Origin of the sequence: Cellulomonas persica (genome assembly GCF_007989825.1) — a bacterium.
GTDB lineage: Bacteria > Actinomycetota > Actinomycetes > Actinomycetales > Cellulomonadaceae > Cellulomonas > Cellulomonas persica.
In genome coordinates, this window is the sequence record NZ_BJUA01000010.1 from 162452 (window position 1) to 175641 (window position 13190).

Below are 13190 nucleotides of genomic sequence, written 5' to 3' on the forward strand. Positions count from 1 at the left end.
ATGACGACGACTAGGACGGGTCAGCATAGCCCCGCGCCGCCGGCCCGGCGTCCCGGCGTTCGTCGTCACCCAGCGGGTGGGACGGCCGGGGCCGCGGCGGGGATCTCGACGCGGACCGTCGTCCCGCCGCCCGGGGTCTGCGCGAGGTCGACGCGGCCGTCGTGCGCGGTGACGATCGCGGCGACGATCGCCATGCCCAGCCCGGCGCCGCCCGACGTCCGCCCACGCGAGGCGTCCACGCGGTAGAACCGCTCGAACACGCGCGCGGCGTGCTCGGGGTCGATGCCCGAGCCGTGGTCGCGCACCTCGACGACGCCCACGCGACGCCCGGCCGGCGGCGCACCGGGCGTGGTGGGCTCGTCGGCCTCGGGCTCCTGCCGCGCGACGCCGACCGCGATCTCGACGGGTGTGCCCGCCGGGGTGTGCTGCACGACGTTCCCGACGAGGTTCGCGACGACCTGCCGCAGCCGCGCCTCGTCGCCGTCGACCATCGTCGGACCCGTGACCGTACCCGGGACGAGCGGGACGATCCGCGCGGGGCGTGACGGGTCGAGCGCGTGCAGGTCGCTCACGGCGTCCGCCGCGACGACCGTGAGATCCACCGGCGAGCGCCGCATCGGGCGCTGCTCGTCGAGCCGCGCGAGCGACAGCAGGTCCTCGACGAGGCTGCCCATGCGCGTCGCCGAGCTCTCGATGCGCCCGAACGTGTCGTCGACCTGGTCCTTCGTCGTCAGCGCGCCCATCCGGTACAGCTCGCCGTACCCGCGGATCGCGGCGAGCGGGGTGCGCAGCTCGTGGGACGCGTCGGCGACGAACCGGCGCATGCGAGCCTCGGAGGCCGTGCGCGCCGCGAACGCCTTCTCGATCTGCGCGAGCATGCCGTTGAGCGCCGCGCCGAGCCGCCCGACCTCGGTCGAGACCGGTGCGGGCGGCACGCGCTGCGAGAAGTCGCCCGCCGCGAACGCCGCCGCGGTCTGCTCGATGTGCGTGAGCGGGCGCAGCGAGCGCCGCACCGCCCAGCGGCTGACGAACGCACCCGCGAGCAGGATCACCGCGCCCGACGTCACGAGCACGAGCGTCATGAGCTCGACGGTGTCCGCGACGTCCGCCAGCGGCAGGGCGACCATCAGGGCGACCTGCTCGCTCGTGAAGCGGTTCGTCGCGGGCAGCGCGACGACGCGCCACGCCGAGTCGCGGTCGGACGAGACGGTGAACGGCTCGCCGTCACGCGCCTGCGCCTCGTCGTACGTGAGGTTCGGCAGGGCGGGGGTGCCGCGCTCGGCGAGCAGCTGCGCGCGCGGCGAGAACAGCGTGAGCACCTCGCCGCGCTGGACCACCGCGCCGTAGTAGTCCGTCGGCGGGCCCTGCTGCTGCCAGACGTCGTCCTGGGAGCGGTACGTCGTGACGAGCTGGACGCCTTCGGTCGCGAGCTTGTCGTCGACCTGCGCGACGAGCGTGCGCTGCACGAGCGCGGTCGCGGTCGCGCCCGCGAGCACCAGGCCGACGAGCAGCAGCACCGTCGAGATGCCCACGAGCCGGCCGACGAGCGGCACCCCGCCCCACCAGCGCGCGACACCTCCCGACAGGCCCGCACCTCCCGACGGGACCGTGCCGTCCGACGGGGCGGCGCCGTCCGACGGGCCCGTGCCGTCCGACGGGACGGTGCCGTCCGACAGGCCCGTGCCGTCCGACGCGCGTGTGCCGACCGGGCCCGGCTGCGCGGTCTCGTCCGGCTTGCCGGGCGGGCCCGACGGGCGTCGGACCGGCGGCGGCGGGACCGGACCCGGGTCGGAAGGGCTCACGACATCGTGCGCAGGAGGTAGCCGACCCCGCGCTTGGTGTGGATGAGCGGCGGCAGCTTCTCGCCGTCCGGGCCGGTCAACGAGTCGACCTTGCGCCGCAGGTACGAGATGTAGGACTCGACGATGTTCGCGTCGCCGCCCCAGTCGTACTGCCAGACGTGGTCGAGGATCTGGGTCTTCGACAGGACCCGGCCCGCGTTGAGCATGAGGTAGCGCAGCAGCTTGAACTCGGTGGGGGACAGGTCGATCTCCTGGCCCGCGCGGCGCACCTCGTGCGAGTCGTCGTCGAGCTCGAGGTCCGCGTACCGCAGCACGTTGCCGCCGTCGTCGTCGACCGAGCCCGTGCGACGCAGGATCGCCCGGATCCGCGCGACGACCTCCTCGAGGCTGAACGGCTTGGTGACGTAGTCGTCGCCGCCGACCGTCAGCCCCTGCACCTTGTCCGACGTGTCGTCGCGCGCGGTGAGGAACAGCACGGGCATGTGCTGGCCCTTCTCGCGCAGGCGTCGCGTGACGGTGAACCCGTCCATGTCGGGGAGCATCACGTCGAGCACCAGCAGGTCCGGCTCGAGGTCGCGCGCCATGCGCAGCGCCGAGCCGCCGTCCGCCGCCGCGTGCACCTCGAAGCCGGCGAACCGCAGGCTCGTGGCCAGCAGCTCGCGGATGTTCGGCTCGTCGTCCACGACGAGCAGACGTGCCTCGGCGTCGGTCGCGTGCGTGCTCATGTCCCGATCCTGCCGCGCAACCCTGGGCGATGCCTGGGAACCGCCTGGACGTTCACGCGCGTGGGGGCGGTCGGGCCCGATCCCGCGGCTCACCGGGCCGCGGACGCGGCGCAGGGCCGCGGTCACGGCCGCGTGAGCAGCGGGTTTCGGACGATCGTCCGGCAGCCGGTACCGTCGGCGGACGTGACTCGAGTGACCGTGGTACAGAGCTCGGCCGACGTCCCCCTGGACCGGTTCGCCGGCTGGTGGAGCGACGTCGAGCTGACGGTCGTGCGCGCCGACCTCGGCGAGGCCGTCCCCGAGCTGCGCGAGGTCGGCGACGGGCTCGTCGTGCTGGGTGGGCACATGAGCGCCTACGACGACGAGGCGGCCGGCTGGCTGCCCGCGCTGCGCTCGCTGCTCGCGCAGGCGTCGTCCGCCGGCGTCCCGACGCTCGGCGTCTGCCTGGGCGCCCAGCTCCTGGCCGTCGCGACCGGCGGGCGTGTGCAGGTCGCCGCGCCCCCGGGGCCCGAAGCGGGGATCGTCGACCTGTGGTGGCGGCCCGAGGCCGCGTCCGACGCGCTCGTCGGACCGCTCGTCGCCGGCCTGCCCGGTGCGGGCGACCGCAAGGTCAGCGCGCAGCCGACCCTGCACTCCGACGCGGTCGTCGACCTGCCCCCGGGTGCCGTGTGGCTCGCGTCGTCGAACCAGTACCCGTACCAGGCGTTCCGTGTGGGCTCGGCGTGGGGCCTGCAGTTCCACCCGGAGGCCTCGACGACGACGCTGCGCGACTGGGCGGTCTGGGACGGCACGGTCGACGTCGAGGCGGTCCTGGCCGACTACGCCGCGCGGGAGGCCGAGCTCGTCGCGACCGGCGCGGTGCTGGCCGGCGCGTTCCTCGACGTCGTGCGCGAGAGCGCGAGCGTCTCGGCCTGAGCGCCGCGTGCCGTCCTACCGGGTCCGCGCGAACGTCGGGCTGCTGCGGCCCGGCACGTCCGCGCCCGACCTGCTGCCCGACACCGTCGCGTTCGCGCGCACGCTCGTCACCGTCGAGGCGTCCGACGTCGAGGTCGTCCGCGGCCGCGCGCGCGTGACGGTCCGGTTCCAGGCCGACGACGACGCGTCCGCGCGTCGGGCGGGCTGGGCGGTCCTGCACCGCCTCGACGAGCTCGCGGAGATCGACGGCCGCCACCTCACGCGCCGCTTCGGCGCCCGCTGGTACGCGCTGCGCCCCACCTGACCCGCCCCTGCTCGAGCACCGGGGTCAGGCGACGCCGAGGTCCTCGGCGTCCTTGATGGTGTACGCATAGCCCTGCTCGGCCAGGAAGCGCTGGCGGTGGGCGGCGAAGTCCTGGTCGACGGTGTCGCGTGCGACCACCGTGTAGAAGTGCGCCGTCCGCCCGCTCGCCTTGGGGCGCATGATGCGGCCGAGCCGCTGCGCCTCCTCCTGCCGTGACCCGAACGAGCCCGAGACCTGGATGGCCACGGACGCCTCGGGCAGGTCGATCGAGAAGTTCGCGACCTTCGACACGACGAGCTTGGTGATCTCCCCCGAGCGGAACGCGTCGAACAGGCGCTGCCGCTCGCGCACGGTCGTCTCGCCCGTGATGAGGTCCGCGCCGATGTGCTCGGCGAGCTCGTGGAGCTGGTCGAGGTACTGGCCGATCACGAGCGTCGGCTCGCCCTCGTGCTGAGCGACGAGCCGCTCGACGACGCGGTTCTTGCCCGACGCGGTCGCCGCGAGCCGGTACTTCTCCTCCGGCTCGGCGGTCGCGTACGCCATGCGGTCGGAGTCGGGCAGGGTCAGGCGCACCTCGATGCACTCGGCGGGCGCGATGTAGCCCTGCGCCTCGATGTCCTTCCACGGCGCGTCGAACCGCTTGGGCCCGATCAGCGAGAAGACCTCGTCCTCGCGCCCGTCCTCGCGCACGAGCGTCGCGGTCAGGCCCAGGCGACGGCGCGCCTGCAGGTCCGCGGTCATGCGGAAGATCGGCGCAGGCAGCAGGTGCACCTCGTCGTACAGGACCAGGCCCCAGTCGCGTGCGTCGAGCAGCTCGAGGTGCGTGTACACGCCCTTCCGCTTGGTGGTGAGCACCTGGTACGTCGCGATCGTGACCGGCCGGATCTCCTTGCGGGCACCGGAGTACTCGCCGATCTCGTCCTCGGTCAGCGACGTGCGGCGCACGAGCTCGTCACGCCACTGCCGGGCCGAGACGGTGTTGGTGACGAGGATCAGCGTCGTCGTCGAGGACTTCGCCATCGCACCCGCGCCGACGATCGTCTTGCCCGCACCACAGGGCAGCACGACGACGCCCGACCCGCCGTGCCAGAACCCCTCGACGGCCTGCTGCTGGTAGGGCCGCATGGCCCAGCCGTCCTCCTCGAGCGTGATCGGGTGCGCCTCACCGTCGACGTAGCCCGCGAGGTCCTCGGCGGGCCAGCCGAGCTTGAGCAGCACCTGCTTGAGGTGGCCGCGCTCGGACGGGTGGACGACGACGTCGGTCGCGTCCAGCCGCGTCCCCAGCAGACCCGCGGTGCGCTTGGACTTCATGACCTCGGCGAGCACCGCCGGGTCGAGCGCGTGCAGGACGAGCCCGTGCACCGGGTCCTGGACGAGCTGCAGCCGCCCGTAGCGCGCCATCGTCTCGGCGACGTCCACCAGCAGCGCGTGCGGCACCGGGTAGCGGCTGTACTCGAGCAGCACGTCGACGACCTGCTCGGCGTCGTGCCCCGCGGCGCGCGCGTTCCACAGCCCGAGCGGCGTCAGGCGGTACGTGTGCACGTGCTCCGGCGCGCGCTCGAGCTCGGCGAACGGGGCGATCGCGCGACGGCACGCGTCCGCCTGGTCGTGGTCGATCTCGAGCAGCAGCGTCTTGTCGCTCTGCACGATGAGCGGTCCGGTCACATGTCCTCCTGGTCCTGGTCCGCGGCCTGGTCGACCGGCTCGTCGGCGCGCTCCACCGCGCCGATCCGGTGGACGGCGACGGTCAGCTCCGACTCGCGGACGGGGTCGGCGGCCCGCAGCCGGCCGCCCTCGACGCGCAGCGGGCGCAGGAGGCGGCGTTCGGGACGCCCGGTGGGTCCGACGAGCTCGACCCACACGTTCGCGCGCTCGGCGGCGGCCTCGCGCAGGAGTGCCAACGCGTCGACGGGGTCGGCTGTTCCGGAACCGGCCCACGAACGCGCCGACGAGCCGGTCGTCGCCGTGCCGGTGGCGTCGGCCGCACTGCTCGTCGGCCCGACGAGGGTCGCGTCGTCGCCCGCGGCCGCGCGCGTGTGCGCGTCGGACGTGACCTGCGCGTCCGACGTGACCTGCTCGTCGGACGTCCCGCTGCGGGAGGCCGGGCGACGCGCGTCGCCCGGTTCGTCGGACGCGCGCAGCCGACGGACCAGCGCGGCCGTGTCGACCTGGCGCGAGGCCACGGGGGCGAACGCGCGACGCGACCCGCGGCGGCGCGCACGCCGGACCGTGCGCTCGAGGTGCAGCACCTGCCCGTCGGGGGTCTCGGCCACGGGCGCGAGGCCGTGCGCGCGCAACGCCTCGACCACCTCGTGCGTGGAGGCCTGCGCGGCCAGCACGGTCGGAGCGAGCTGGAGCAGGCCGAGCTCGGCCAGGCGCGGGTCCTCCGCGAGGCCGGCGAGCAGGGCGGGGTCGTCGGCGCGCAGGTACGACGAGGCGGCGCCGGCGCGCAGCCGCCCGTGCCGGCGCGCGGCGTCCCGCACCAGGTACTCCAGGCCCTGCGGCACCGGGCCGCGCCCGAACGACGCGAGCGTGTCGAGCAGGTCGTCGGCGGTCAGTCCCTCGTCGAGCGCGCGGCGCACCGAGTCGGGCGTGAACCGCACGGTGATCGCGCCGCCGCGGGACTCGACCGTCGCGGCGCGGTCGATCAGCGCCTCGAGCTCGGGCGACGGGCGGCCGGGCACGATGCCCGTGAGGTCGCCCTGCAGCAGCAGGTCGCCGACCTCGGGGGACAGGCCCTGCGCGAACGCCTCGGCGGCGGCGTCGGGGTCGTGCGCGGCGATCGTCCGCTCGGTTCCGGTCGCGGCGCCGGTGGCAGGCCCGGGCGCGCGGGGGAGCAGCGCTCGGCCCGCCTCGCTGAGCGCACCCGCGCCCAGCACGCCGACGCGTGCGGCCTCCGTCAGCACCGACTCCACCGCGGTCAGCGGCGGCACCGAGCGCGGCGTCGCCCAGCCCAGCGCCCCGACGACCTCGTGCGCGCTCGGCGCGCGACCCGGGACCCGTGCGAGCACCCCCAGCACCGCGGCGCGCAGCCGCGGCGCCCACGGCCGGGACAGCTCGGGGTCGAGCGCCGCGATCAACGAGCCGCGCTCGTCACGCGACCCCACGAGCCACGGCGTGCGCGTGGTCGCCAGCCACGCGGACGCGAGCGCGACCCACCGCGTGGGCAGGTCGAGCCCCCGCCACGAGTCGAGCTCGACCGTCGGGACGAACGTCGCGGGCTCGTCGTCGTCCTGTGCCAGCAGCCCCGCCGCGAACGCGAGCTCGACGACGAACGCCGCCTCCCCCTCGTCGACCTCGAGGAGCTGCGCGGTGCGCCGCAGCTCGCGCACCGCGAGCCCGCCGGCCCGCAGCACGCCCGGCGGCTCGTGCTCCCACGCGCGCAGGAGCCGAGCGACGAGCCGCGCACACCGCTCGCCCGCGCTCGCCGACTCCGCGGCGACCGTCGCCGGTGCGCGCAGCGGGGAGCCCGTGAGGTCCGGCGGCGCCGCGACCTCGCGGTGCGTGCGGCCGCCCCGCAGCGCGAGCGCGACCGAGGCGGGCAGCAGGACGTGCCGGCCGCTGCCGCGCACGAGCAGCCCGCGCGCCACGAGCAGGGCGACCGCGTCGCCGGCGGTCGAGCCCGGCGCGGGGGCCAGGCCCACGGGCGGCCCCCACATGAGGGCGTCGAGCACCGCGCGGGCGGGGGCGGCCAGCGGCTCGTCGTCGGACGGGAGCGTGACCGGCTCGGGCGGGCCGGCGACCTCGACGGCCAGACCCGCGGGATGCGCGTCGAGCAGGTCGCCCAGCCCGGGCGCCACCCGCAGCCGGGCCCCGCCCGCCGCCGACGCGGCGGTCCCGGCGGCGTGGTCGTCCGACGCGTCGGTGTCGGGGTAGAGCAGCGCGAGGGCGAGCGCGTCGTCGACCGCGCGCGCGACCTCGTCGTGCGGGCCGCCCGCGACCGCGTCCTGCAGCCGCGTGCTCGTCGCCCCGTCGAGCACGACCGCGGCCTCGAGGACCTGCAGCACCACGGCGTCCACGGACGCGAGCGCGCGCTCGAGGCTCGCCCGGCCCGTCGCGCGCACCGCGAGCGACGTGACGTTGCCCGGCGACGGCGAGGCGAGGTCCGGGCGGCGCGCGAGCAGCGCGCCGAGACGCTCGTCGGACGACGACCGCAGGAACCCGGTGAACGTGGACATCCGCACCACGATACGTGGCACCCGCTCGCGCGCGCCGGGGCGGTCGGCCACCGGAGCCCGCGAGGGACGGTGGTGGCTGCGGCAGCTGCGGGGCCTGCGGGACCTGCGGGACCTGCGGCCACGAGGCATCGGGCGAAGAGGGATAACGTCAGCCCGACGGACGCGCGAGGAGGACGACGTGAGCGAGCTGACCGGGCTGTACGAGGACGCGCAGGCGATGCTGCCGGAGCTGGCGGCGCTGCGGCACGAGCTGCACAAGGTGCCCGAGCTCGCGCTCGACCTGCCCAAGACGCAGGCGCTCGTACTCGACGCCTTGGACGGGCTCGGCCTCGAGGTCACGGTCGGCGACGGGCTGAGCTCGGTCGTCGCGGTGCTCCACGGCGCGCGCCCCGGACCTGCGGTGCTGCTGCGCGGCGACATGGACGCCCTGCCCGTGACCGAGCAGACCGGCGAGCCGTTCAGCTCCGAGCACGACGGGCTCATGCACGCGTGCGGGCACGACATGCACGTCGCAGGCCTCGTCGGTGCGGCCCGCCTGCTCGCCGCGCGTCGCGACGAGATCGCCGGGTCGGTGGTCTTCATGTTCCAGCCCGGTGAGGAGGGCGACGGCGGCGCCGAGCTGATGATCCGCGACGGCGTGCTCGACGCCGCGGGTCAGCGCGTGGTCGGCGCGTACGGCGTGCACGTCTCGTCGGGGCTGCTGCCGGGCGGTGTGGTCGGCGGACGGCCCGGGACGCTCATGGCCGCACCCGACTCCGTGACCGTCACCGTGCGCGGCGCGGGCGGGCACGGCTCGGCGCCCCACCGCGCGCTCGACCCCGTGCCCGTCGCCGCGGAGATCGTCCTCGCGCTGCAGGCCATGGTCACGCGGCGGTTCGACGTGTTCGACCCGGTCGTCGTGACCGTCGGCTCGATGCACGCCGGCACGGCGAACAACGTCATCCCCGCGACCGCGACGCTCGAGATCACCGTCCGCACGTTCTTCGAGGCCACGTGGCTCGCCGCTCCCGAGCGGCTGCGCGAGGTGTGCGAGCACGTCGCGGCCGCGCACGGCCTGACCGCGGACGTCGACTACCAGCGCGGCTACCCGGTCACGGTCAACGACCCGCACGAGCTCGAGCGCACCGCGCGCCTGACGCGTGAGCTGCTCGGCGGCGACGCGTGGTTCGAGATGCCGGCGCCGCTCGCGGGCGGCGAGGACTTCTCGTACGTGCTGCAGGAGGTGCCGGGTGCGTTCGTGTTCGTCAGCGCCCTGACGCCGGGTGCCGACCCCGCGACCGCCGCGTACAACCACTCGCCGCACGCGCGGTTCGACGACTCGGCCCTCGCGACGAGCGCCTCGCTGCTGGCCGCGCTCGCGCTGGACCGCATCGCCGAGGGCTGACCCCGCCGCCGAGGGCGGGACGAGCTCCAGCAGACAGGACGCTCGGCGCCGAGGACGGAAAGGTCGTGCGCGGGCCGGTAGCCTTGCTCCGACGTAGCACTACTCACGACAGGGGTCCGCCGTGCCTACCGGCAAGGTCAAGTGGTTCGACACCGAGCGCGGGTTCGGGTTCATCGCTGCCGACGACGGCGGCGAGGTGTTCCTGCACGCCTCGGCGCTGCCTGCCGGCGTGACGGCACCCAAGCCGGGCACCAAGGTGGACTTCGGCGTCGCCGACGGCAAGCGCGGGCCGCAGGCGCTGTCCGTCAAGCTCCTCGACCCGATCCCGTCCGTGGCCAAGGCGCAGCGTCGCAAGCCCGACGAGATGGTCGTGCTCGTCGAGGACCTCATCAAGGTCCTCGACCGGGTCGGCGGCGACCTGCGCCGCGGCCGCTACCCCGACCCGGCGCGCGGCAAGGCGTACGCGACCGCCCTGCGTGCCGTCGCTGACGAGCTCGAGGGCTGACCATGGCCACCGCCACGCGGACCAAGGACGCCGTGCTGACCTCGGCGGTCGACCTCGCACGTGAGGTCGCGATCGAGATCGCCGTCGACCCTTCCGACGTGGGCGAGCACCTCGGCGTCGTCGTCGAGGGTGAGCGGCTCGTCTCGCACCGGTTCGCGTGCCTGTCGCGGGGGTACCGCGGCTGGGAGTGGACCGTCACGGTCGCCCGCGTGCCGCGCGGCCGCACCGCCACGGTCTGCGAGGCCGAGCTCCTGCCCGGACCGGACGCGATCCTCGGCCAGCCGTGGGTGCCGTGGTCCGAGCGCCTGCGCCCGGGGGACATCGGCCCCGGCGACGTGCTCCCGTTCCGCGCCGACGACCCGCGCCTCGAGCCCGGGTGGACCCCGACGGGTGACCCCGAGCTCGACGAGGTCGCGATCGACGAGCTGGCGCTCGCCCGCGTGCGGGTCCTGTCGCCGCAGGGCCGCGACGAGGCCGCCGAGCGCTGGTACCGCGGATCGCGCGGCCCGACGAGCGCCGGCGCGCTCGCGTCCGCGGCCGCGTGCTGGTCGTGCGGGTTCCTCGTCCCGCTGCAGGGCGCGCTCGGCACGGTGTTCGGTGTCTGCGCGAACGAGTGGTCGCCCGACGACGGCCGGGTCGTGTCCCTCGACCACGGCTGCGGCGCGCACTCCGAGACGGACGTCGAGCCGGCGCCCAGCGAGTGGCCCAGCCCCGACCCGCTCATCGACGAGCTGCGCGTCGAGCTGGTCACCCCGTCCCCGTCGTCCGACGAGACGCGTGCGTCCACCGACGCCGCCGTCGAGCCCGCCGACGAGGTTGCGGCGTCGGCCGACGAGCGCCCCCCGTCCGGCGTCGACGACGCGTCCGACGCTCCAGCCGACGACGTCGCCGAGACTCCCGACGCCGCCACCGTCGCGGCCGAGCTCGCGCTCGAGACGCCGACCGTCACGTCCGACGCGGACGCGCTCAGCGACGAGGTCGCGACCGGCACGGAGCCCATCGCGGCGGACCCCGCTGACGCGGCATCGGCAGTCGACGAGCCCGGTGCCCCGGCGCTGCTCGTCGACGTCCACACGGAGGCGCCCGTCGCCGCGAGCGGCGACGCCGAGGCGACGTCGGACGCGGTCGTCGACGTGGTCACCCTCGACGTGGTCGTCGAGACCGATGCCGAGACCGCCGGCCGCGCAGCCGACAGCCCCGACGGCGTCGCCGACGCGAACGCCGACGGTGACGGCTCTGCCGACGCGACCGACGAGGGCGTCGCTGACGCCGGGACCGGCTCGCCCGACGCGGAGCAGTGACGCAGGACCGGTTCGGCACCGCCGCGCTCCGTGCGGCGGCCCTGACCGCCTGGCGGGCCTCGCCTGCGCGTCTGCGTGAGGACGCGAACGTCGAGGAGGACCATGCGCGCGGCTACTACCGCGACCGTGTGATCGTCGAGCTCGCGCAGAACGCCGCGGACGCCGCGGTCCGTGCCGGTGTCCCCGGTCGGCTCCTGCTGCGGCTCGCGCACACCGACGAGGGCACGACGCTCGTCGCCGCCAACACCGGCACCCCGCTCGACGAGACGGGCGTCGCGGCGCTGTCCTCGATGCGGGCCTCGGCGAAGCGCGGCCAGGCGGGGGTCGTCGGCCGGTACGGCGTGGGCTTCGCGGCCGTGCGAGCGGTGTCCGACGAGATCAGCGTGCTCTCGACGTCGGGAGCCGTGCGCTTCTCGCTCGCGGACACCGCCGCGGAGCTCGCGGACGCCGCCGCCGAGGTCCGCGGCCTGGCGCAGGAGGTCGTGCGGCGTGACGGGTCGCTGCCCGCGCTGCGTCTGCCCTTCCCCGCCGAGGGGCGTCCGCCGGAGGGCTTCGACACCGCGGTGGTGCTCACCGTGCGCGACGAGGTCGCGGCCGACGAGGTGCGTGCGCTGCTGCACGCCGTCGACGACGCGCTCCTGCTCGCGCTGCCGGGTCTGACCGAGGTCGTCGTCGAGGACGAGACGTCCGACGGCGGACCGCGCCGTGTGGCCGACGTGACCTCGCGGTGGTTCGTCGCGACCGCGCAGGGCGACGTTCCGCGCGAGCTGCTCGCCGACCGCCCGGTCGAGGAGCGCGACGCGGCCCGGTGGCGCGTGACCTGGGCGGTGCTGCGGGATGCGGTGCCCTCCGCCGACCGCGCCCCCGACCCGTTCGCCGACGCCGCGCGGGGGCCCGCCGCGGCCTCGCGCGTGGTGCACGCCCCGACCCCGACCGACGAGCCGCTCGACCTGCCCGCGCTGCTCGTCGCGACGCTCCCGCTCGACCCGACGCGTCGCCACGTCGCCCCCGGGCGCCTGACCGACGAGCTCCTGCGCCACGCCGCTGACGTGTACGCGCACCTCGCCGAGCAGCTCGCGCAGGAGGGCCGCGACCCGCTCGTGCTCGTCCCGACGACCCTGCCGGCCGGCCCCCTCGAGACGGCCCTGCGCCCCCTCCTCGTCGACCGCCTCGCCACCGCCCCGATCCTCACCCCCGCCACCCAGCACCGGGTCCGTCCCGAGCTGCCGGACGCCGGAGCATCCAAGGGTTCGTCGGACGACGACGCCGCGTCCCAGCGCTCGCTCCAGCCTGGGCGGCCGGGTGTCGGGGTGGCCCTTGGGTCGGTCTCGTCCGGGGACTCGGGTGGGGCGTCCGGGCGGGTCGGGGACGGAGACGGCGAAGGGCGGGCCGAGGTCCGGCTGGTCGCGCCGCGGAGGGCTGTGGCCGTCGCCGGGGGTGGGCCTGCCGAGGCGCTGGCTGTGCTGGGGCGGCCGGTCGGTGGGCTCGTCGTCGTGCCGGGCGGACGGGAGGCGCAGGCGCGGCTGCTCGGCGTCGACGTGCGCCCGCTCGCGGACCTGGTCGAGCAGCTGGGCGCCGACGACGACTGGTCCGCGCTCTACGACGCCCTCGACGCCCTGGCGGCGGCCGACCCCGCGGGGCTCGAGTCGCTCGCGAACGTGCCCGTCCTGCTCGCGGACGGTCGCCTGGTCCGAGGCCCGCGCGGGACGGTCATGCTGGACGCCGAGCTCGCGTCGTCGGTCGAGCCGGTGGTCGGCACCCTGGCTCGCTGGGGCGTGCGCGTGATCGACGCGGGCGCCGCGCACCCGCTGCTCGAGCGGCTGGGCGCGCAGGTGCCGGACGCCCTGGGGCTGCTGAGGCTCCCGCCCGTCCGGCAGGCGGTGCTCGCGTGGGACGAGGACGACGAGCTCGACGAACCCGACCTCACGACGACCGTGCTCACGCTCGTCGCCGCGGCCCTCCCGCCGCGCGACCCGGCGCGATGGACGGCGACTACCGGCGCCGCGCAGGCGCTGCCCGGTGACGTCCGCGAGTGGCTCGCGCTCCTGCCGATCGGCGCGGCGACCGGCGAGCGGG

The 13190-nt window shown here is 75.9% G+C and carries 10 protein-coding genes; 6 read left to right on the top strand and 4 right to left on the bottom strand.

Features of this window, described 5'->3' with window-relative positions:
- Nucleotides 1–65: 65 nt before the first annotated feature.
- Entirely contained in the window at nt 66–1802 is a 1737-nt protein-coding gene (locus CPE01_RS11595; protein WP_246783890.1) for a sensor histidine kinase, read from the bottom strand.
- Nucleotides 1799–2527, bottom strand: coding sequence for a response regulator transcription factor (locus CPE01_RS11600; protein ID WP_146806860.1), 729 nt, complete (start codon nt 2525–2527; stop codon nt 1799–1801). The genes CPE01_RS11595 and CPE01_RS11600 overlap by 4 nt, the downstream gene beginning before the upstream one ends.
- A 183-nt stretch (nt 2528–2710) precedes the next feature.
- Here CPE01_RS11600 and CPE01_RS11605 point away from each other — a divergent pair, with 183 nt between their 5' ends.
- Both CPE01_RS11605 and CPE01_RS11610 read left to right on the top strand, forming a co-directional pair.
- Nucleotides 2711–3442 (top strand): type 1 glutamine amidotransferase, encoded by a 732-nt coding sequence (locus tag CPE01_RS11605; protein WP_246783891.1) that lies wholly within the window; start codon nt 2711–2713, stop codon nt 3440–3442.
- Between the two features lie 7 nt (nt 3443–3449).
- Nucleotides 3450–3746 carry a hypothetical protein gene (locus CPE01_RS11610; protein WP_146806863.1) on the top strand — a complete coding sequence of 99 codons (297 nt, stop codon included), beginning with the start codon at nt 3450–3452 and terminating at the stop codon, nt 3744–3746.
- A gap of 24 nt (nt 3747–3770) precedes the next feature.
- Here the strand turns inward: CPE01_RS11610 and CPE01_RS11615 are convergent, their stop codons facing one another.
- Nucleotides 3771–5411, bottom strand: a complete 1641-nt coding sequence (locus CPE01_RS11615) for a DNA repair helicase XPB (protein WP_146806865.1) — start codon at nt 5409–5411, stop codon at nt 3771–3773.
- Nucleotides 5408–7924, bottom strand: coding sequence for a helicase-associated domain-containing protein (locus CPE01_RS11620; protein ID WP_146806866.1), 2517 nt, complete (start codon nt 7922–7924; stop codon nt 5408–5410). The genes CPE01_RS11615 and CPE01_RS11620 overlap by 4 nt, the downstream gene beginning before the upstream one ends.
- Nucleotides 7925–8141: 217 nt before the next feature.
- Here CPE01_RS11620 and CPE01_RS11625 point away from each other — a divergent pair, with 217 nt between their 5' ends.
- The 4 genes from CPE01_RS11625 to CPE01_RS16795 form a co-directional block, all read left to right on the top strand.
- Nucleotides 8142–9308, top strand: coding sequence for a M20 metallopeptidase family protein (locus CPE01_RS11625; RefSeq protein ID WP_146806898.1), 1167 nt, complete (start codon nt 8142–8144; stop codon nt 9306–9308).
- Nucleotides 9309–9429: 121 nt separating this feature from the next.
- Complete coding sequence (locus CPE01_RS11630) at nt 9430–9813, top strand: cold-shock protein (RefSeq protein WP_146806868.1); 384 nt, start codon at nt 9430–9432, stop codon at nt 9811–9813.
- Nucleotides 9814–9815: 2 nt separating this feature from the next.
- Nucleotides 9816–11114, top strand: a complete 1299-nt coding sequence (locus tag CPE01_RS16970; RefSeq protein ID WP_307723697.1) for a DUF3027 domain-containing protein — start codon at nt 9816–9818, stop codon at nt 11112–11114.
- On the top strand, nt 11111–13190 hold a 2080-nt coding region (locus CPE01_RS16795), incomplete at its 3' end, for a sacsin N-terminal ATP-binding-like domain-containing protein (protein WP_371861998.1). The genes CPE01_RS16970 and CPE01_RS16795, both read left to right, overlap by 4 nt.